The organism is Sulfitobacter sp. AS59, from assembly GCF_038899995.1.
Classification (GTDB): domain Bacteria; phylum Pseudomonadota; class Alphaproteobacteria; order Rhodobacterales; family Rhodobacteraceae; genus Sulfitobacter.
Genome location: NZ_JBBMQK010000001.1, coordinates 304,258 through 323,453 on the forward strand (window position 1 = coordinate 304,258; position 19,196 = coordinate 323,453).

Below are 19,196 nucleotides of genomic sequence, written 5' to 3' on the forward strand. Positions count from 1 at the left end.
CCCCCGTCAAGCGGGGTTTTAACCAGATATCGGGTTTTGGCAAAAATAATTTCATTGCCCCCGACAGCGCAGAAAAAAGCCCGCAGTTTTCGCTGCGGGCCGTGGATTATTTTTCGGAGTATGTGCCCCAGACATGGTCTTTGGGCGGTGGCGGTAGCGCCTCTTTGTTGCTGCGCAGGCGGTGCATGTTCACCTTGGCGATAAAGTTGCCCGAAATGGGCGCTGTGGCGAACAGGAACGCCATCACCAGGATTTCATGCACGGACCCGTCGGAGGACTGAAAGGAATAGACCACCGACGCCATAAGCAACGCCCCTACCCCCAAGGTCGATGCCTTGGTCGGGCCGTGCAGCCGCGACATGCAATTGTCGAGCTTGATCAGCCCAATGGACCCCACCAGCGTAAAAAACGCGCCAATCACCAGCAGTGCGGCGACGATTACTTCGGTTATTATGCCAAGATCATTCAATGATATCACCCCGCAAGACAAAGCGCGCGATGGCGACGGTGGACACAAAGCCCAGCATCGCAATGATCATCGCGCTTTCAAAATATACCTGTGTGCCAAGGCGCATGCCCAGCAGGATGATCATCGCGATTGCGTTGATCACCATCGTATCCAGCGCCAGAATGCGGTCCCCGGTCGAGGGCCCTTTGACAAGGCGCAGCATCGCCAAAAGCTGTGACAGGGCCACCGCGACGAATGCAAAGTTCAAAGCCATCAGGATCATTCGAAAATCTCCTTTAGTCGGCGCTCGTAGCGCTGTTTGATGTCATCGCGCACCGCGTCGGGGTCTTCGGCGTCCAATGCGTGGACCAGCAGCGCTTTGCCATCCTCTGACAGGTCGGCGCTGACAGTGCCCGGTGTCAGGGTGATGGTGCCTGCAAGCATCGTAATCGCCTCAGGGGTGCGCAGGTCAAGCGGGATGACCACCCAGTGCGGGCGCATGTTCTTGTTGCTTTTGAACAGCACGATCATCGCCACGACAACATTGGCGACAAGGATATCCCACATCACCAGCAGCAGATAGGAGACCAGCTTGATCGGTCTGCCGACGGGTGGGCGGTCGGGCCAATAGGCGGCGGTGACAATGGGGATCAGCAGGCCAAGGATGATACCGAACACCACGGTGCCCAGCTTGACCTCGTTAACCAAGACGCACCAGACGATGGCCAGCAATACGGTCAACAGGGGATGTGGAAACAGACGTGCGCGCATATCAGTTATCCTTTTTCGTGGCTGCGGGGGCTACGGCGTCAGACCCATATGACCCGTCATCGCCATGGCTGTCGTCGCCGTGATCGGCCTCACCGTGGTAGTCCTTGATCACTTTGCCCGGCGTGGTCAGCACCACCGCGATATAGCTTTCGGGATTGAACAGTTGCTCTGACGTGTCCGACAGCACGCGGGTAACCGGCCCTGCCCCGACCGTGATGGCCACAAGCAACGCCAACAATCCGCCGATGGATACCATGGGCAGTACCGATGTTGTCTGCAGCTCAGGCTCTGCCGTTTCTTCGGGTGGCGTATCGACGGGCTGATGCGCCTTCCAGAACACCACGCTGCCCGCGCGGGCAAATCCGACGATGGCAACCAGCGATCCGATCAGAATGGTGCCCCAGATCCACCACATGAGGTCAGAGGACCGCGCCGCATCCAAGATCAGCAGCTTGCCGACAAAACCCGACAGCGGTGGCAGGCCCGTCATGCCAATTGCCGCGACAAAGAACATGCCAGCGACCAACGCACCGCCCACAATCGGCGGGGCCACGTCAAAGCTGCTGCCTGCGTCGCCGCGGCGCGAGCGGATCACATCGACCAGCAAGAACAGCGCAGCAGCCGCAAAGGTGGAATGGATCGCGTAATACAGCGCCGCCGTCACACCCGTGGGCGTGAACACCGCAACGCCGGACAGCAACATCCCCATGGACCCGATAACGGAAAAGGCGACCAAACGGCCAACGCCCTTGGCCCCCAGTACACCCACCATGCCCAATGCCACCGTCAGCAACGCCGCCGGGATCAACCACTGATCAAACAGGCCTTGGGTGATCTCAAGATCAGGGGGAAAGACCAGGGTGAACACGCGGATGATGCAATAGGCACCAACCTTGGTCATGATCGCGAACAGCGCGGCAACCGGTGCTGGTGCCTCGGAATAACTGGCAGGCAGCCAGAAATGCAGCGGCAAGATCGCCGCCTTAACCGCAAAGACCATCAGCAACAACACCGCGGCCACGCGGATACCGGCGCTATTGGCCGCATCCAGCGTTTCCACACGCACGGCCAGATCGGCCATATTCAGCGTGCCTGTCTCGGCGTACAGCAAACCAAGCGCAAACAGGAACAGGGTCGACCCCAGCAGGTTATAAAGCACATATTGCGTCCCTGCCCGCAGCCGCCGTGACCCGCCCCCGTGGATCATCAACCCGTAGGATGCGATCAACAGAACCTCGAAAAACACGAAAAGGTTAAACATATCGCCGGTCAGAAAGGCCCCGATGATGCCCATAAGCTGGAACTGGAACAGCGGATGAAAATGCTGTCCGCGCTGGTCCCAGCCCGACCCGATTGCATACAGCAAAACAGGCAAGGCCAGCACACAGGTCAGCAGCACCATCAAGGTCGACAGACGGTCAGCGACCAACACAATGCCAAACGGTGCGGACCAATTGCCCAGCAAATACAGACTTACGGTGCCATCTGATGCCTGCCAGAACAGCCCAAGCGCCAGGGCGAGCAACACCAATGATCCGGCAACCGAGAAGACCCGCTGGATCGTCAGGTGATACCGCGCCACCAGAACCAGCAGCGCCGCCAACATGGCTGGCACCAAGATAGGAAGAATCAGCCAATGGGTCATGCCGCTTCCTCCTTGGCTTGATCCGCGTGGGCATCGGGGTCATTCACCATATCGTCATCCGAGCTTAGGTAAGACCCGACCGCGATCATCACGATCACTGCCGTCATGCCGAACGAAATCACAATCGCGGTCAGCACAAGCGCTTGGGGCAGCGGGTCGGTATAGACCTCGACCCCGTCGCGCAAAACGGGCGGTGCGTTCAACGCCAACCGGCCCGAGGCGAACAAAAACACGTTCACCGCATAGCTTAGCAACGATGTGCCGATGATCACGGGGAAGGTGCGCAAACGCAGGATCATATAGATACCCGCAGCGGTCAAAGCGCCGATGGCTGTGGCAACAAGAAGCTCCATATCAGCTCTCCCCTCCCGTTACTGTTTCGGTACGGGACGGGTCGATATCCATGGCATAATCGCTTTCTTCGATCCCGGCGCGACGTCCCAGCCGCGAGAAGCTTTCCAGCGACAGCATCACCGCACCGACAACGGCCAAGAATACGCCGAGGTCAAAGCCCATGGCGGTGGCCAGTTCGAACTCCTCCATCGGGGGGATGCGGAAATAGCCAAAGGCCGAGGATAGGAACGGTGCGCCCGCAAACCATGCACCAATGCCGGTCAGGCCTGCACATAGCACCCCTGCCCCGATGATCCCGTGATAGGGATAGCGCTGGCGGCGGTCTGCCCAGCTGAACCCGCTGGCCATATATTGCATCAGCACCGCAATCGCGACGACCAGACCGGCGATAAAGCCGCCACCTGGTTCGTTATGACCGCGCAGGAAGATAAAGACGCCAACCATCAGAACCAGCGGCATTAACACGCGGGTCAGCACAACCATCATCAGCGGGTGTGCATCGCCCGCGCGGGCTTCCTCGTATCCACGGTTCAGCAGACGCGCGCGCACAGGCCCCGCCAGCAAGGTTTCGGTCAGCGCATAGATCACCAGTGCCGCGATCCCCAGCACGATGATTTCGCCAAAGGTATCAAAGCCACGGAAATCAACGAGGATCACGTTCACGACATTGGTGCCGCCGCCACCCTTATAGGAATTGGCCAAGTGGTATTCCGAAATAGACGTGATCGGGAAATCGGACATCAGCATCGCATAGGTCAGCCCCATGGCCGCGACGCCCCCCGCCAGTGCCAGAATAATGTCGCGGGTGCGTTGCCCCGCAGTCGATTCCACCGGCGTCACGTTGGGCAAAAAGTTCAGCGCCAGCAGCAACAGCACAATCGTCACCACCTCGACCGAGATTTGTGTGAGCGCCAGATCGGGGGCCGAGAAATAGTTAAACCCGACCGATACCATCAAGCCAATCACGCCCATCAAGATCAGCGTCGCCAGACGGTTATGGTGGACAGTGACCAAGAACGCCGTCGCAAGGATCAGCATCAACCAACCCGCAAACCCAACCGGCGTGATCGACAGCATGTCACGCGTCGGGGCCGCATTCACACCCGTGAACCACGCATGCGCGCCGATGGCGATCACCGTCGCGGTGAAAATCGCGGCATAGCGGGTAAAGGAATTGTTGTGCAAACGCTCCGCAACCACATAGGCAAGCGATACAGCCGCCGCGATGATCCGGTCGAATATATCCTTGGCCTCGGGGCGCGGTGTGGCGGCCCACAGTCTGGCCAGCGGGGCAAATGCCGCCAGCAGGATCAGGCCACCGACCACGGCGATCACCGACATCCACAGCGCAGGCACCAGCCCGTGCCAGATTTTGAAATGCGCATCAGGGACGACGGCCGCATTGCCGATCACCGCTTGGGTCACGATTTTTACAAATGGTTCAGCCAGAAACGGTGCGACACCGATCAGGATCACCGGAATGATCAGCAACGCAGGTGGCAGCAACAAACCGACCTGCGGATCATGGGGCGTGTCAGGATAATCATCGCGCACCGGGCCCAAAAACGTATGGGCGACAAAGCGAAAACTATACCCCGCCGAGAACAGCGCGCCCAGCGTTGCCACCGCGGCCACCAGATAGGGCGAGCCGAACAGCGTTGTGTGATAGGCCTCTTCCAGCATCATTTCCTTGGATAGGAAGCCATTAAGCAGCGGAATCCCCGCCATCGACAGCGCCGCGATCGTCGCCACGGCAAAGGTCAGCGGCATCAGGCGGCGCAGCCCCCCCAGCCGCTTCATATCGCGGGTGTGCACCGCGTGATCGACAATCCCGGCCGTCATAAACAAGGCCGCCTTGAAGCTCGCGTGGTTCAGGATGTGGAACACCGCTGCCATCGCGCCAAAGGCGGTGCCCGTCCCCAAAAGGAACGTAATCAGCCCCAGATGCGACACGGTCGAAAACGCCAGCAGCGCCTTAAGGTCATCCTTGAACAGCGCAATCACCGCCCCCAAGACCATGGTGATCAAACCGGCAGAGCAGACCAAAATCACCCAAAGGTCCGTACCAGACAGAACCGGCCACAGCCGCGCCATCAGGAACAGGCCTGCCTTAACCATGGTGGCCGAATGCAGATAGGCCGACACCGGCGTCGGGGCTGCCATCGCGTGGGGCAACCAGAAATGAAACGGGAACTGCGCGGATTTTGTGAAACAACCGACCAAGATCAGGATCAGCGCAGGCACATAGAGCGGCGATGCTTGGATCAGCTCGCGGTTTTCCAGGATGGTGGTCAGATCATAACTGCCCGCGATCTGCCCCAGCAAAAGCATGCCGCCGATCAACGCCAGACCGCCCATGCCCGTGACAGTCAGCGCCATCCGCGCGCCTTGGCGCCCATCAGCCGTATGTTTCCAAAACCCGATCAACAGAAAGGATGACAGCGAGGTGAGTTCCCAGAAAACCAGCAACATCAGGATGTTGTCAGACAGAACGATCCCGACCATCGCGCCCTGGAACAGCAGCAGGTAGGTATAGAATTCGCCCATATTATCATCACGCGACAGATAGAACCGCGCATAGGTGATGATCAGCAGGCCAATCCCCAGGATCAGCCCCGCAAACATCAGCCCCAAGGGATCAAGGAACAGATTGACGTTCAGACCCAGCGACGGCAGCCAGTTCAGCTGCGCGGTCACCACCTCGCCTGCCAGAACGGCGGGGGCGTGGGTTGCAAGCCCGATCAAGGCCGAGGCCGTCACCAGAAATGTCATGATAAAGCAGCTTTGGCGACCAGCCTGAATCATCAGACCGGGCAGCAATGCGCCAAGAAACGGGAGGGCAATGATCAAAAATAAAGACATGGCCGCAATTATCAGCGAGGGGGGGCAAAACAACCAGCCCTAATTGACAGTTTTCCGACCAAATCGTCGTTTTTTCGACGATTTTTATGTCGCCTATACGCGACGTCCATCACGCATCAAACAGCCGATAATCCGAGATAGGGTAACGGCTTGCGAATTAAAGGGGCGATGGGCCTGCTTGGTGCAAAAATCAGGCGGTGGAGTGGATTTCACCACCCCGCCGCGACCTTGGATGCGTCACCGTTGAGCGTCGCCCTCATCCTCGGGCAATTGCCCCTTAAAGCCCGTGGCGACCACGAATTTTTCGGAACTGTCCTGACGGCTTGCTGGCGGCTTGATGTTCAACACTTTGGTAAAACGACGCTTAAGCAGCTTTTGCAGATCACCCTCGGCCCCACCGGCCAGAACCTTGGCGACAAAGGTGCCGCCTTCTTCGAGCACGTCGAATGCGAAATAGGCTGCGGCCTCGCATAGCGCGATGATGCGATTGTGGTCGGTTTGTTTGTGTCCCGAACTGGACGCCGCCATGTCAGACATCACCACATCGGCCTTGCCGCCCAACCAATCCTTAACGATTTGGTCGGCGTCATCTTCCATGAAATCAAGAACGTGGAGCTCGCAGCCCGCAATCGGTTCCATCTCTTGCAGGTCGATACCCAGAATGGTGCCGACGTTTTTGCCCTTTTTCTCGCCCAGCACATTGCAGCGTTTCACCGCGACCTGACACCAGCCACCGGGGGCAGCGCCCAAATCGACGATGCGCGCACCGGGCACCAGAAACCGGAATCTGTCATCCAGCTCCATAATCTTATAGGCGGCGCGGCCACGATACCCTTCGGCATTGGCGCGTTTCACGTATGGGTCGTTCAACTGACGCTGCAACCACCGGGTTGAGCTTAGCTTGCGCCCGCGCGCCGACTTTACCTTGACCTTCAGGTCGCGTTGCCCGCGCCCTGATGTGTTCTTGCCGGTTGGGGTTTTGCCGCCCGAGGTATTGCCCGTTGGCGTTTTACCGGTTGGTGTCTTGCCTGTCGGGGTCTTGCCCGTTGGTGTTTTAACCATCAGCTTGGTCCTTCTTCCAAAACGCCATCCGCGCTCATCTGGGCGTATAGCAGCCCCTCGCGCAGACCACGGTCTGCAACACTTAATCTATTTGTCGGCCAGCACCGCATCAAGGCCTGCAAGATCGCAGCCCCTGACATGATTAACGCCTGTCGGTCTTGGCCAATACGCGGGTCGGCACGTCGCCCCCCCGGGCCCATCGCCAGATAGGAATGGATCACCTTGTCGATCTGGGCACTGCTCATCCGCAACCCGTCAACTTTGGTCCGATCATAGCGCTTTAGCCCCAAATGGCTGGCAGCGACAGTGGTGACCGTGCCTGATGTGCCGACGATCTGAAAATGATCTTGCGATTGCGTGGATTGATAGGGGGTAAAGTCGGTCAGGTTTTCCTCAAAGAACCAGCTCATCAGCGCGAAACGCGCGGCGTCGTCTTCGACGTCAGAAAACTGATCGCGCAAGGTGGCCACGCCCAAGGGCACACTGATCCAATCGACCACGCGGGCCTCGGGGACATTGGTCTTGGCCTGATGAAACCCGCCGTGCAACCGCATGATCGACCGCGCGCGATCGGCCTTGGGCACTTTCGAGATGTCGATCCACACCAGTTCGGTCGACCCGCCGCCAATATCGACCACCAGCAGGTTATGGGTTTTCCGGTTCACCAAAGGCGCACAGGAGATCACGGCCAATTGGGCTTCTTCCTCGGGTTTGATGATATCAAGCTTGAGGCCGGTTTCGCGCTGGATACGCGCCATAAACTCCGCGCCATTGCTGGCACGACGGCACGCTTCGGTCGCGACCAGACGCATCCGGCGCACCTTGTTGCGGCGCAGTTTCTGCTGACAGATGCGCAATGCCTGAATGGTGCGCGTCATCGATCCGCGCGACAATCGCCCGGTCTTCTCAAGCCCCGCCCCAAGCTGGACGGACTTCGAGAAACTGTCGACGACATGGAAACCGCTCCCCTTGGGTTGAGCGATCAACATGCGACAACTATTTGTGCCCAGATCAAGGGCCGCATAGAGTTCGGTCGATCTGGGCGGAACTGGCGCGGGGCTCAGAGCCGGCGGTGTATCGAGCGCGCCCGCACCTTTGGGACGCTGTGGCGCCATGGTTTGCGCCTTTCATTACGAGTTGCCCTGAAGGTAGTGTTTCTTGGGGCTAGGGGCAAGCGGGAAACGCCGACGTGAACGCCGCTTTATGCAATCTACCTCACAACCATCTTGAGAATTATGAGGGCGCGCGCCCCTCGCCCCTTGGGGCCGCCCTGTGTACTGTAATGACGTCGCAGACGCCGTTTTGAGTGTCGAAAAACGGCGACGTGGACAGATCAACAACCGCTAGAAAAACGCTAGTGCAGTCAAAGGAATCGACCATGCCAGAAGTAACCATCGTCTATTGGCGTGATATTCCTGCCCAAGTGATTGTCGGCAAGGGCCGTCGCGGATCGAAACGGGCATTGCCCGAACGGTTTGAACAAGCGATTGACCGTGCCGCCATGAAGATCGGTGCCGACGGGTCAGATGACTATCTGGCCGAATGGCGCAAGGCATCCCCCTATACGGTCGAGGGCGATCCCGACGCCGTCGCCGATGCCGAAGCCGCCCGCATTGACGCCGAATACGACCGCGACCGCATCAAGGCGCTGATTGCCAAAGACGGATGGGCCTAGCCCCAATGTCCCCCCGTTGATCCCTTTCATGAAAGACACGCTCATGGCCCTTCTCAACTTTCGACGCAAAGAAGTCCCTGCCCCCGACATGCCCAACCCGGCGGTCGAGGCGTTCTTGCAGGATTATTCCATCGAGGTGATGCCCCGCACCGCCGAGAAAGTAGAGAATTTCCGCGATCTGCTGCCCGCAGGTACCCGTGTCTATATCGCCCATATCGAAGGCACGCCCATCGAAGACATGGTCGCCACCGCTGCGCGTCTGAACGCGGACGGTTTCAAGGTGATGCCGCACATGCCGGCGCGCATCATCAAGGACAAGGCGACGCTGGAAAACTGGATCGCCATGTATCAGGGCGAGGCGGACGTGAAACAAGCGCTGCTGCTGGCCGGTGGCGTCACAACACCCCACGGTGATTTCAGCGATTCAATGCAGTTGATGGACACAGGCCTGTTTGACAAGCACGGGTTTGAACGGCTGCATGTCGCAGGCCACCCCGAAGGCAACCGCGACATCGACACTGACGGCACCCGTCTGCGCGTCGATGATGCGCTGCGCTGGAAGCAGGGCTTCTCAGAACGGACCGACGCCAAAATGGCCATCGCCACGCAATTCGCGTTCGAGGCCCAGCCGATCATCGAATGGGCGGACAGCCTGAAAGAAGCAGGTATCGATCTGCCGATCCACATCGGCATCGCCGGTCCGGCCAAGCTGCAAACCCTGATCAAATTCGCCATCGCCTGTGGTGTCGGCCCGTCGTTGAAAGTGCTGCAAAAGCGCGCGATGGACGTGACCAAGCTGCTGCTCCCCTACGAGCCGACGGACGTGATCACCGAACTGGCCGCCCACAAGGCCGCCAACCCCGACTTTAACATCACCAATGTGCATTTCTTTCCGCTGGGCGGGATTAAGACGAATGCCAATTGGGCCATTGAAAACGGCGGGGCTTCTGCCCGACCTGCCAACGCCGTCTGAACGCGTTTAACTGAAAGAAGAACCATGACCAGAACCGTCGTCGAATCCAAAACTAAAACAGCGATCATCGGCTTTGACGAGCCCTTCTGCGTTATTGGAGAGCGCATTAACCCCACCGGCCGCAAGATCCTGGCCGAAGAGCTGGAGCGCGACGATTTCAGCCGCGTCGAGGCGGACGCGATTGCACAGGCCGCGGCGGGTGCGAATATCCTCGATGTGAACTCGGGCGCTGTGTTCTCGAATAAAATGGCCGAAGACCCCCGCTATGCGGATAACAACTTTGTCGAACCCACGCTGATGCGTCAGTTGATCGAGGTCGTACAGCGCGTCGTAGACATTCCGCTGTGCATCGACAGCTCGGTTCCCGGTGCGCTGGAAAACGGTCTGGCCGCTGCCGAAGGGCGCCCCTTGCTGAACTCCGTCACCGGCGAGGAAGAACGCCTTGAGCTGGTTCTGCCGCTGGTCAAAAAATACAACGTGCCGGTGGTGGCGATCTCGAACGATGACACCGGCATTTCCGAAGACCCCGATGTGCGGTTCAACGTCGCCAAAAAGATCGTGGAACGCGCCGCTGATTTCGGCATTCCCGCCCATGATATCGTCGTTGACCCGCTGGTCATGCCCATCGGTGCGATGGCGACTGCAGGCCATCAGGTCTTTACCCTTGTGCGCCGCCTGCGCGAGGAGCTGGGCGTCAACACCACCTGCGGTGCGTCAAACATCAGCTTTGGCCTGCCCAACCGTCACGGCATCAACAACGCGTTCCTGCCAATGGCCATGGGCGCGGGCATGACATCGGCGATCATGAACCCGATCACCCTGCCCGTGAACCAGACCAAAATCGCGGAACACAAGGCCCTGATCATGGCCGCTGGCATCATCCTGCCCGAAGACATCGACGACGAAACATTCGTGACGCTGTTCGGTCTGGGGTCCACCAAAGCGACCCCCGGCAAGGAAATGGAAGCCATCCGCGCTGCCAACTTCCTTTATGATCGCGACCCGAACGGCACCGAATGGATCAAGTTCAACAAAGTCGCCCCCAAAGCCGGCCAAGAAGGCCGCGGCCGCGCAGGTCGTGTCGGCGGACGCCGTCGGGGGTAAGGTTCCGCGCGATGATTTGATGTGGAAAGCCCCTGATGGACGATGGTCTTTCAGGGGTTTTCATTGTGGGTACCCGCATATTATGACGGGCCACGATGCGCGAATGATCCGTGGCTTAAAACAATTGAGCCAAAAGAGTCTTAACGAAAACTTAACCGTTACGGCATATCTCAAAAAGCCAAATGCCCTTGCAATACACCCTAAATCATCAAATGCTCTACCTATAGCTGATCGCATATAACTTGTGATAGAGTTGGTGGCCTAGTTAAACGATAGGAAGCAATTTGATTTTCCCATTTGCAATACACGTGTGCTTATTCTCTGGGTTTGCGTTGGTAATAACGTTCATACCCAAGCCATATCGCGCTGTGTTCTTTTACGCCTATCTATCGATCATCTTGGTCATTGGTGGGTTTTTGGGGAACTTGTATTCACTGCCTATTGCCGACGGAATTGTCGTCAGCGGCGGGAACCTCGCATATGGCGCCCTCATGATGACCTCGGTTTTGTTCGTGCTGGTAGAGCGCGACATATTCGTATTGCGACGGATTGTTTTCCTCGTCGTCGCGGTGAATGTATTCAACATATTACTGATGTTTGTGGTCGCAGATACCCTGTCCTCTCCGGACACACTTAACCCGCATGGTACGTCTGCCGCGCTGTTTGCAACATCAATCCCGTTCATCATTTTAGGTGGCACGTTGATCGTTCTGGCATTGGGCATCATGCTTTATGTTTTTGAGCTGATAAAGCGGGCCACACAGTCGCCAATTCTAGGGTTGATCGCCTACTTAATCGTATTCATTGCAATTCTTTGCCTAGACGGCATTGCATTTCCTCTTATCGCTTTCGGCACGTCGAAAGAGGTCATTGCAATGGTCGCGGGCGGCCTGACAGGCAAGCTGCTGACCGCTACTGCGTATAGTATGGCAATTTTGACCTTCTATGTGATCTCTCCAACGCGGTTCTCAGAATATTTGAAACAGAACGTTTTCAATTGGGGCACGCTGCTTAGGTCAAGCAGCGACATCATAAAAAGCATCGCACAGAAAGATGAACAGCTCAGCCGGACGAATTCGCAAATCGCGCATTCGGCTGAGCTTGCCGGGCTTGGCTACGGCGTTTCCAATAGAAAAACAGGCAAGATTGTGGACTGCGATGAAGCCTATGCAAAAATGCACGGGCTGAAGGTCGACGACATTTTGTCACTTGATATTGATGACGATATGATCGGAAAGATCGTTCACCCTGACGACCGCCAGAAAGCCATTGCAGATCGGGACACGGTTTACGGAATGCAATCTGCCATTAGTGAGCTGCGGTACGTGATGCCTGATGGGGAAATTCGCACGCTCCGAAAAATCTTCTCTCCGATCAACGCATCAGATGAAGAGTGCGACCTTTACGAGGTCGTTGGCCAAGACATCACAGACACAAAGCGTCTCCAAGAGCAGCTTTTCAAAAGTCAAAAAATGGATGCCATTGGGAATCTTACAGGTGGTGTTGCGCATGATTTCAATAATCTTCTCGCCGTGACCTTGGGAAATCTTGAGCTTCTTCAAGATGAGATTACCGATGCGGATCAAAAGGAGCTTTTGAACAACAGCATCACCTCGACGTTGCGGGGCGCTGAATTGACGCGAAACATGCTGAGCTTTGCAAGGAAGGCACAGCTGGAACCCACAACGGTTGATCTCAACAGCCTTATCCGGAACATGAAAAATTGGATTGGGCGCACGATACCATCAAATATTGACGTCAAAACCTCCCTTCTGGACGGGCTTTGGGAAACTGAGATCGATGCAAGCTCTGCTGAAGCAGGTATTCTGAACCTCGTTTTGAATGCCCGTGACGCGATGCCAGACGGCGGAAACCTGACGATTGAGACGACGAATGTCATCATTGATGATGACTATGTGGAATTGCGCGATGAAGAGGTCGAGCCCGGTCAATATGTGCTTGTCGCCATCAGTGATACTGGCGAAGGCATCTCAACCGAAAACCTGAAACACGTCTTCGAGCCCTTTTTCACAACCAAGCCTGTTGGGTCGGGATCTGGATTGGGGCTTTCGATGATTGAAGGGTTCATGACGCAATCCAAAGGCATGGTTCGCGTGTACTCTGAATTGGGGGTTGGAACCACGTTCAAACTGTATTTCAGGGCCTCCGAGGTTGCCAAAGTCAACGTGCCGGCACCGCAAGACCCAGTCGTTCAGATCGATGTAGAGAGCGGCCCGACCATCTTGTTGGTTGAGGATAATTCAGACGTCTTGACGGCCCTTCAGACGACACTGACGAAACTTGGCTATCGCGTCATTCAAGCGACCTCAGGTGACGCTGCATTCAAGATTTTCACCTCTGAGCCCAAGATCGACTTGCTGCTGACGGATATCGTCATGCCCGGGGAATTGCAGGGGACAACTCTTGCAAAAGCACTGCGGAAATTGCGCCCCGATCTCCCTGTCGTGTTCATGTCGGGTTATGCGAGCGAGGCGACAGTCCACGGCAATGGCCTCCGACCAGAAGATATCCGACTGATGAAACCCGTTCGACGGGAGGACCTTGTGCGGGCGGTCAATAAGGGGCTGTCGATGCATAGCAAACAAGGGCCCGAAAAGACACATCGCACATAATATCGGGAGAATGGTGAACCCAGCTGGATTCGAACCAGCGACCTCTGCCTTCGGAGGGCAGCGCTCTATCCAGCTGAGCTATGGGTCCGTCTAGGGGCGGTATAGCTAGGCACGCCGCCCCCTGCAATTACAAAATTAAGCCAATTCAAACCCGTTGGCCTGAAACCCTTACGACATCACGCGAACAGGTCGTGTGCCAGTTCAAGCGCCTCGATCAGCGTGTCAACCTCGGCTTCGGTGTTATACATGCCAAAGGACGCGCGGCAGGTGGCGGTTTGGCCCAGATGTTGCATCAGCGGGCCACAGCAATGCTGGCCGGCGCGCACGGCAACGCCCTTTTTATCCAGAATGGTCGATATATCGTGGGCATGCCCTGCCCCGTCCAGCGTAAAGCTGAAAATCGCGGCTTTATCTGGCGTTGTGCCCTGCACCTGAACCCAATTCAAACCTGCCAGACGTTTCACCGTATAGTCGCGCAAGCTGGCCTCGTGAGCGGCGATGTTCTCCATCCCCACGCCCATCATGTAATCAAGCGCCACGCCAAGGCCGATGGTCTGGACGATGCCGGGGGTGCCCGCCTCGAACTTCATCGGAGCGTCGTTGTAAATCACATTGTCTTTGGTGACTTCGCGGATCATATCGCCGCCGCCCAGAAACGGGCGCATCTGCGCCATGCGGGATTTCTTGATATAGATCGCGCCAGACCCCGATGGGCCATAAAGCTTGTGACCGGTGATCGCGTAGAAATCACAGCCAAGATCCTGCACATCCACCGGCATGTGCACAGCGGCTTGGGACCCGTCGACCAGAACCGGCACGCCCTTAGCATGGGCACCTGCGGTGATCGCTTTGATATCCACGACCGTGCCCAGCACGTTTGACACATGGGTCACTGCAATCAGCCGGGTCTTGGGCGTGATCGCGTCCAACACGGCCTGCGGATCCAGCGCGCCTGTAGCATCCACATCGACCCATTTGATCACCACACCCTGACGTTCACGCAGGAAATGCCATGGCACGATATTCGCGTGATGCTCCATCACGCTTAGAATGATCTCATCACCTGGTTGGAAATTGGGCATGGCCCAGCCGTATGCCACCAGATTGATGCCTTCGGTCGTGCCCGAATTGAACACGATCTCGTCTTCATCTGCCGCGTTCAGAAACTTGGCGATGGTCCCGCGCACGGATTCGTAATTGTCAGTCGCCAGATTAGAAAGATAGTGCAAGCCACGGTGAACATTTGAATATTCATGGCTGTAGGCATGGCTGATCGCGTCAATCACCACCTGCGGCTTTTGCGCGGAGGCCCCGTTGTCCAGATAAACCAACGGTTTGTCATTCACTGTGCGTGACAGGATCGGAAAGTCGCTGCGGATTTTGTTGACGTCATACATTTGGCGCTACTCCTTAGGCGAAGATGCCGATTATGGACAAAAGAAAGCTAAGCCCCAGCACGATCACGGCCATGGAGATCAGCAAGGTTCCCACTGCGCGGGCCAAACTATCAAACCTGTGGGCGGCGGCGATGAAATTTGCCAAAATCCAGATCCCCAGAATGCCTGTCACCACCGACAACAGGAAAGACAGGCTTGGGGCCACAAACATCACCACGAAGATTATGATTTGCGCAAGTATTCTAAGAAATTGCAAAAACAGGATGACCGACAGAACGTCGCTTAATCCCCCCGTGCCGCCAATGGCCCGTCCGGTCCAATACAGCCCGTGAACGGTGATGACCAAGACACCTGCCAGCAACAGAAAAATCGCCAGAGGGCTGGCGAAAAACATCGGCATCGCTGCAGAGGGTTGCAGCATAACACTCAGCGAAAAGACCAAGGTGTTGACCGCGGCCGCCAATGCGAGGCCCGTCCACAATATGTCGCGGCTCAGGTGCCAGCCCATAATTTGTTCTGCCGCCTTGCGCGGATCGCGCACCGATAGAACGATCAGTTCGGCCAGATAAAAGCGCAGATCAGATAGATTCATTTTGATTGTCCATATGCGACCCGCAAACCACTGATCCAAAACCACAAAAATACGCAAAGCCAGATCAGGCCGACGATCTGCAATTCAATGCCGGGTCCGATGAACCCCGCCGTCAGACCGTGTAGCAAGACCAGCGGGCTGGAGGCCAACAGCGCCCAAAACAGCGCCAGTCGGGTGGAATAGCCGGTTGGATTGCCACGCAGTAGCTTCAACACCAGATAGGTCACAGCCGCCAAGCCATATAGCAAAAGCGGCGCAATAAAGAGCCACGCCATCAGCGCGGCCCCCAGCAACATGTTCAGCTCTGTGCCATCAATGAACGCCTCGCGGGCCAGACGTGGGGTCTGTGCGACGAAAAAGATCAGGCAGGCCACCATCAGATAGATCAGGTTACGATCTTCTCGGGTGCCCTGCCCCAGCAGCCGCGAAATCACGGCCACCGGGTTGCGATAACTGACAACGATGTCGCGCGTTGCCGTCATCAGGCCGCGTGCCGCTCAAGCCACGATGCAAGGCGACCTGTAACCTCTTCACGCAGGGCTTCGTCTTCGACTTCCAGCACTGCTTCGGCCAAGAATGCCAAGGTCAGCAGATCGGTCGCCGTACTATGCGGTACCCCACGCGAACGCAGGTAAAACAACGCATCCTCGTCAATCGCGCCAGAGGTCGAGCCGTGCGAACAGGCCACATCATCGGCGTAAATCTCAAGCTCGGGCTTGGCGAGGAACTGGCTATCTTCATCCAACAGCAACGACTGGCTGATCTGATAGCCATCGGTCTTTTGCGCCCCGGCTTTGACCAATATCTTGCCTTGGAAAACGCCCGTGGCCCCGTTGCGCAGCACCTTTTTGAACACCTGACGGCTTTCGCAATTCACAGCGTCATGGGTGATAAAGATCGTGTCATCGTGGTGGAAATCACTGCCATCACCGACACAAGCGCCCGCCACATGGGCCGCCGCATCATCGCCGGTCAGTTCAATCACGCAATCATTGCGGGTCATCACGCCATTGGCGGTCAGGGTAAAGGATTTGAACGTCGATTCCGTGCCAAGACGCGCAAAAATATGCGTGGCGGCACGTTGTTCATGATCGCGGCCTTGGGCGCGCACGTGGTGGAAGGCGGCTTTGTCAGCGACTTCAACCTCAAGCACCCCGTTAAAGCGCGCGGCGACCGGGCCATTTTCCAGCAAGGTCATCTCGGCCCCGGCGTCCAGCTTGATGCAGTGGTGCAGCATCGCGTCGGCTGTGGTCGATGTGCGGCGATAGATGATGTTAACCGGCTTGGACGGTTTGCCCGTCACATGGATCAACACACCATCGGCGGCAAAGGCCGTGTTCAGCGCGGCCAAGGGGCGCGGTACAGGGTTCTGACCGTTGTTTTCCAGCACGCCATAGAGGTCACGCGCCCAATGCAGATCAGAGTTCGCATCGGCAAGGCGTTCGATCGTGATCCCTTCGAGCGCCAGATCATCGGATGCTTCGGCGTCAAAAACACCATCCACGAACACGACTTTCAGCCGGTCCACATCGCCAAACAACACTGTGTCGTCGCTGTCGCGCAATGCGGCCGGAACCGCCTGCGCCTGAACAAGCGTATCTGGCCGCGTGTATTTCCAGTATTCGTCGCGCCGCCCTGGCAAGCCCATGGCCTGCACCCGCGCCAGCGCATCGCGACGTGCAGCGTCCGACCACCCGCCTTGGGGCATGTCGAGCGTCGCAATCATCGCGTCGGTCGGGGTTTGTTTTACAGCTGCTTCGGCCATTACGCCACCTCGGCAAGGATATCCGCATATCCGTTGTTTTCGACTTCCAGCGCCAGTTCAGGACCACCGGTTTTGATGATACGGCCATCTGCCATGATGTGTACGACATCCGGTTTGATGTGGTCCAGTAGACGTTGGTAGTGGGTGATGACCAAGAAACCGCGCCCTTCGGTGCGCAGCGCGTTCACGCCGTCGGCCACCAGTTTCATCGCGTCGACATCCAGACCGGAATCGGTTTCATCCAGAATGCACATCTTTGGCTCAAGCATGGCCATCTGCAGGATTTCATTGCGCTTTTTCTCGCCACCCGAGAATCCGACATTGACCGGACGTTTCAGCATATCCGCGTCGATCTTCAGCTCTTTCGCACGGGCACGCACGACTTTGAGGAACTCGGCCGCAGACATTTCTTCTTCGCCACGGGCCTTGCGCTGTGCATTCACAGCGGTGCGCAAAAAGGTCATGTTGCCCACACCAGGGATTTCAACGGGGTATTGGAACGCCAAGAACAGGCCGGCAGCGGCGCGTTCTTCGGGGTCCATCTCCAGCAAATCAACACCTTCAAGGCTGGCAGAACCGCCTGTCACTTCGTAGCCGTCTTTGCCGGACAGCACATAGGACAGTGTCGATTTACCAGAGCCGTTGGGGCCCATGATCGCGTGTACCTTACCGGCTTCGATCTCAAGATCGACACCTTTAAGGATTTGCTTGTCTTCGTCTTCGAGTTTGACCTTCAGGCCTTTGATGCTCAGCATGGGAGGCTCCTTTTCTTGCGCTTTTGCGCTGCAATGACAGTGAATAGGGTGAATGAAAAGTCCGCGATGGCGGCGCTTTTGTTTGGGTGGCTCATGCATCACCTCCGGCGCGTAACGCCTTGGGAAAGCTTGCATAAACGGCATCTTTGCAGGCATCAATGCCCGCTTGATAAGGTAGTGCGGCCCCCGGTTTTGGCAGATCGATCATCGGAATATCCTTGATCATCACGGGGGCCGGCATGGCGCGCCCGACGGCGGCAGCATAATCCAGGTATTTCAGGCGCGACTGGCCCAGAGGGGCAAGCCACGTGTTCGGCACGCCATAAGCATCGGCCACGATCAGCCCATGCAAAGACGACGCAAAGATATGATCGCAAGCCGCAATGGCAGCGCAGACATCTTGGGCGTCGCCCCGAGGGTCGATCAGTTGGTATTTCGGATCGCTGTCCAGCAACGCGGCCAACGCCGGATCATCCATCAACGAATGATGTGGCACGATCCCGATCTTGCCGTTGGACGCGCGGTCGTGTGGCCAAACATCGCTGATCACCAGCCCCGGATCGCCAAAGCGCGACATTTCAATATTCAGCAAAGCGGCGGTAATCGGGCCACGCAGCAGCGCGATATCCACATTTTTGGTAAACTCGGTACCATTCACCGCATGCAAAAGCCCCGTGCCCCACACCACCGGACGTAGGTCTTTTGGCGCAGTATAGGCCCGCTTGACCACCTGCAAAAGTGACCCAATGCCCCAAAGCTCGGCCTTGTGGACACCTGCATGTACCACGTTGCGGCCCGACACATGGGCCACCACCACAGGGCTGATCGCGTCCCCGAAATTCGGGACCGCCTTCCACCACTGCAGGGACAAGGGGTTGGTATCGACCACAGCGTTCATCAGACCGGCCGCACCGCCATGCCTGAGACCGTCATCATGCGCCCTTCGATGGTTTGTGTTGCTATCAGGATCATTCGTCATTCCCCTTGCGCCAAACCACCAAAGCGACACGGATCGCGGCATAAATCATCGCAAAGATCAGCACCGAAGGAAGCGTCGATTTAAACGCCTCGATCGAAATGCCACCCGCTCTGAAAAAGGTGATCAACACCCAGAACACCACAGCGGCGATTGCCACGTCCCATGTCAGTTTACGCATCAT

Annotated in this window: 19 protein-coding genes and 1 tRNA gene; 4 read left to right on the forward strand and 16 right to left on the reverse strand. The window is 57.2% G+C overall.

Annotated elements, in window-relative coordinates:
- Positions 1-106: 106 nt before the first annotated feature.
- From WNY39_RS01530 to WNY39_RS01565, 8 genes are all read right to left on the reverse strand, one after another.
- On the reverse strand, positions 107-469 hold the full coding sequence (locus WNY39_RS01530; protein ID WP_341234493.1) for a Na+/H+ antiporter subunit G: 363 nt from the start codon (positions 467-469) through the stop codon (positions 107-109).
- Positions 462-731: a K+/H+ antiporter subunit F gene (locus tag WNY39_RS01535; RefSeq protein ID WP_219580533.1), complete on the reverse strand. Its 270-nt coding sequence runs from the start codon at positions 729-731 to the stop codon at positions 462-464. The genes WNY39_RS01530 and WNY39_RS01535 overlap by 8 nt, the downstream gene beginning before the upstream one ends.
- Complete coding sequence (locus WNY39_RS01540) at positions 728-1,219, reverse strand: Na+/H+ antiporter subunit E (RefSeq protein WP_342843497.1); 492 nt, start codon at positions 1,217-1,219, stop codon at positions 728-730. The genes WNY39_RS01535 and WNY39_RS01540 overlap by 4 nt, the downstream gene beginning before the upstream one ends.
- A 1-nt stretch (position 1,220) precedes the next feature.
- The gene (locus WNY39_RS01545) at positions 1,221-2,864 is read right to left on the reverse strand and encodes a monovalent cation/H+ antiporter subunit D (RefSeq protein WP_342843499.1); all 1,644 of its coding nucleotides are present in this window, start codon (positions 2,862-2,864) and stop codon (positions 1,221-1,223) included.
- Entirely contained in the window at positions 2,861-3,217 is a 357-nt protein-coding gene (locus WNY39_RS01550) for a Na+/H+ antiporter subunit C (protein ID WP_342843501.1), read from the reverse strand. The genes WNY39_RS01545 and WNY39_RS01550 overlap by 4 nt, the downstream gene beginning before the upstream one ends.
- Position 3,218: 1 nt before the next feature.
- Positions 3,219-6,080, reverse strand: coding sequence for a monovalent cation/H+ antiporter subunit A (locus tag WNY39_RS01555; RefSeq protein WP_342843502.1), 2,862 nt, complete (start codon positions 6,078-6,080; stop codon positions 3,219-3,221).
- Positions 6,081-6,317: 237 nt separating this feature from the next.
- Positions 6,318-7,142, reverse strand: coding sequence for an RlmE family RNA methyltransferase (locus WNY39_RS01560; RefSeq protein WP_342843503.1), 825 nt, complete (start codon positions 7,140-7,142; stop codon positions 6,318-6,320).
- Positions 7,142-8,257, reverse strand: a complete 1,116-nt coding sequence (locus tag WNY39_RS01565; protein ID WP_341234499.1) for a Ppx/GppA phosphatase family protein — start codon at positions 8,255-8,257, stop codon at positions 7,142-7,144. Before WNY39_RS01565 ends, WNY39_RS01560 begins: the two co-directional genes overlap by 1 nt.
- Positions 8,258-8,520: 263 nt before the next feature.
- On the opposite strand from WNY39_RS01565, the gene WNY39_RS01570 reads away from it, so the two are divergent.
- The 4 genes from WNY39_RS01570 to WNY39_RS01585 all read left to right on the forward strand — a co-directional run bounded on the left by WNY39_RS01570 (position 8,521) and on the right by WNY39_RS01585 (position 13,527).
- Complete coding sequence (locus WNY39_RS01570; protein ID WP_342843504.1) at positions 8,521-8,817, forward strand: virulence factor; 297 nt, start codon at positions 8,521-8,523, stop codon at positions 8,815-8,817.
- A gap of 43 nt (positions 8,818-8,860) precedes the next feature.
- Positions 8,861-9,790 (forward strand): methylenetetrahydrofolate reductase, encoded by a 930-nt coding sequence (locus tag WNY39_RS01575; RefSeq protein WP_342843505.1) that lies wholly within the window; start codon positions 8,861-8,863, stop codon positions 9,788-9,790.
- A 24-nt stretch (positions 9,791-9,814) separates the two neighbouring features.
- Entirely contained in the window at positions 9,815-10,894 is a 1,080-nt protein-coding gene (locus tag WNY39_RS01580; RefSeq protein WP_342843506.1) for a dihydropteroate synthase, read from the forward strand.
- A 368-nt stretch (positions 10,895-11,262) separates the two neighbouring features.
- Positions 11,263-13,527 (forward strand): response regulator, encoded by a 2,265-nt coding sequence (locus WNY39_RS01585; protein WP_342843507.1) that lies wholly within the window; start codon positions 11,263-11,265, stop codon positions 13,525-13,527.
- 11 nt (positions 13,528-13,538) lie between these two features.
- Here WNY39_RS01585 and WNY39_RS01590 read toward each other — a convergent pair.
- The 8 genes from WNY39_RS01590 to WNY39_RS01625 all read right to left on the reverse strand — a co-directional run bounded on the left by WNY39_RS01590 (position 13,539) and on the right by WNY39_RS01625 (position 19,196).
- A tRNA-Arg gene (locus tag WNY39_RS01590) sits at positions 13,539-13,615 on the reverse strand.
- A gap of 88 nt (positions 13,616-13,703) precedes the next feature.
- Positions 13,704-14,924: a cysteine desulfurase gene (locus tag WNY39_RS01595; protein ID WP_342843509.1), complete on the reverse strand. Its 1,221-nt coding sequence runs from the start codon at positions 14,922-14,924 to the stop codon at positions 13,704-13,706.
- 13 nt (positions 14,925-14,937) lie between these two features.
- Positions 14,938-15,516, reverse strand: a complete 579-nt coding sequence (locus tag WNY39_RS01600; protein WP_342843510.1) for a Yip1 family protein — start codon at positions 15,514-15,516, stop codon at positions 14,938-14,940.
- Positions 15,513-15,998: a YIP1 family protein gene (locus WNY39_RS01605; RefSeq protein WP_342843512.1), complete on the reverse strand. Its 486-nt coding sequence runs from the start codon at positions 15,996-15,998 to the stop codon at positions 15,513-15,515. The genes WNY39_RS01600 and WNY39_RS01605 overlap by 4 nt, the downstream gene beginning before the upstream one ends.
- Entirely contained in the window at positions 15,998-17,281 is a 1,284-nt protein-coding gene (locus tag WNY39_RS01610) for a SufD family Fe-S cluster assembly protein (protein ID WP_342843514.1), read from the reverse strand. Before WNY39_RS01610 ends, WNY39_RS01605 begins: the two co-directional genes overlap by 1 nt.
- Complete coding sequence (gene sufC / locus WNY39_RS01615) at positions 17,281-18,036, reverse strand: Fe-S cluster assembly ATPase SufC (protein ID WP_342843516.1); 756 nt, start codon at positions 18,034-18,036, stop codon at positions 17,281-17,283. Before sufC ends, WNY39_RS01610 begins: the two co-directional genes overlap by 1 nt.
- Before the next feature lie 91 nt (positions 18,037-18,127).
- Positions 18,128-19,015 (reverse strand): polysaccharide pyruvyl transferase family protein, encoded by an 888-nt coding sequence (locus tag WNY39_RS01620; protein WP_342843518.1) that lies wholly within the window; start codon positions 19,013-19,015, stop codon positions 18,128-18,130.
- A complete protein-coding gene (locus WNY39_RS01625; protein WP_342843519.1) occupies positions 19,005-19,196 on the reverse strand; it encodes a hypothetical protein in 192 nt (63 codons plus the stop codon). The genes WNY39_RS01620 and WNY39_RS01625 overlap by 11 nt, the downstream gene beginning before the upstream one ends.

What these genes read in the sequence shown, in the direction of transcription:
- WNY39_RS01535 (WP_219580533.1), bottom strand. Translation starts at nt 731, where the DNA reads ATGATCCTGATGGCTTTGAACTTTGCATTCGTCGCGGTGGCCCTGTCA.
- WNY39_RS01540 (WP_342843497.1), bottom strand. Translation starts at nt 1,219, where the DNA reads ATGCGCGCACGTCTGTTTCCACATCCCCTGTTGACCGTATTGCTGGCC.
- WNY39_RS01545 (WP_342843499.1), bottom strand. Translation starts at nt 2,864, where the DNA reads ATGACCCATTGGCTGATTCTTCCTATCTTGGTGCCAGCCATGTTGGCG.
- WNY39_RS01550 (WP_342843501.1), bottom strand. Translation starts at nt 3,217, where the DNA reads ATGGAGCTTCTTGTTGCCACAGCCATCGGCGCTTTGACCGCTGCGGGT.
- WNY39_RS01555 (WP_342843502.1), bottom strand. Translation starts at nt 6,080, where the DNA reads ATGTCTTTATTTTTGATCATTGCCCTCCCGTTTCTTGGCGCATTGCTG.
- WNY39_RS01560 (WP_342843503.1), bottom strand. Translation starts at nt 7,142, where the DNA reads ATGGTTAAAACACCAACGGGCAAGACCCCGACAGGCAAGACACCAACC.
- WNY39_RS01565 (WP_341234499.1), bottom strand. Translation starts at nt 8,257, where the DNA reads ATGGCGCCACAGCGTCCCAAAGGTGCGGGCGCGCTCGATACACCGCCG.
- WNY39_RS01570 (WP_342843504.1), top strand. Translation starts at nt 8,521, where the DNA reads ATGCCAGAAGTAACCATCGTCTATTGGCGTGATATTCCTGCCCAAGTG.
- WNY39_RS01575 (WP_342843505.1), top strand. Translation starts at nt 8,861, where the DNA reads ATGGCCCTTCTCAACTTTCGACGCAAAGAAGTCCCTGCCCCCGACATG.
- WNY39_RS01580 (WP_342843506.1), top strand. Translation starts at nt 9,815, where the DNA reads ATGACCAGAACCGTCGTCGAATCCAAAACTAAAACAGCGATCATCGGC.
- WNY39_RS01595 (WP_342843509.1), bottom strand. Translation starts at nt 14,924, where the DNA reads ATGTATGACGTCAACAAAATCCGCAGCGACTTTCCGATCCTGTCACGC.
- WNY39_RS01600 (WP_342843510.1), bottom strand. Translation starts at nt 15,516, where the DNA reads ATGAATCTATCTGATCTGCGCTTTTATCTGGCCGAACTGATCGTTCTA.
- WNY39_RS01605 (WP_342843512.1), bottom strand. Translation starts at nt 15,998, where the DNA reads ATGACGGCAACGCGCGACATCGTTGTCAGTTATCGCAACCCGGTGGCC.
- WNY39_RS01610 (WP_342843514.1), bottom strand. Translation starts at nt 17,281, where the DNA reads ATGGCCGAAGCAGCTGTAAAACAAACCCCGACCGACGCGATGATTGCG.
- sufC (WP_342843516.1), bottom strand. Translation starts at nt 18,036, where the DNA reads ATGCTGAGCATCAAAGGCCTGAAGGTCAAACTCGAAGACGAAGACAAG.
- WNY39_RS01620 (WP_342843518.1), bottom strand. Translation starts at nt 19,015, where the DNA reads ATGACGAATGATCCTGATAGCAACACAAACCATCGAAGGGCGCATGAT.
- WNY39_RS01625 (WP_342843519.1), bottom strand. Translation starts at nt 19,196, where the DNA reads ATGATGCGTAAACTGACATGGGACGTGGCAATCGCCGCTGTGGTGTTC.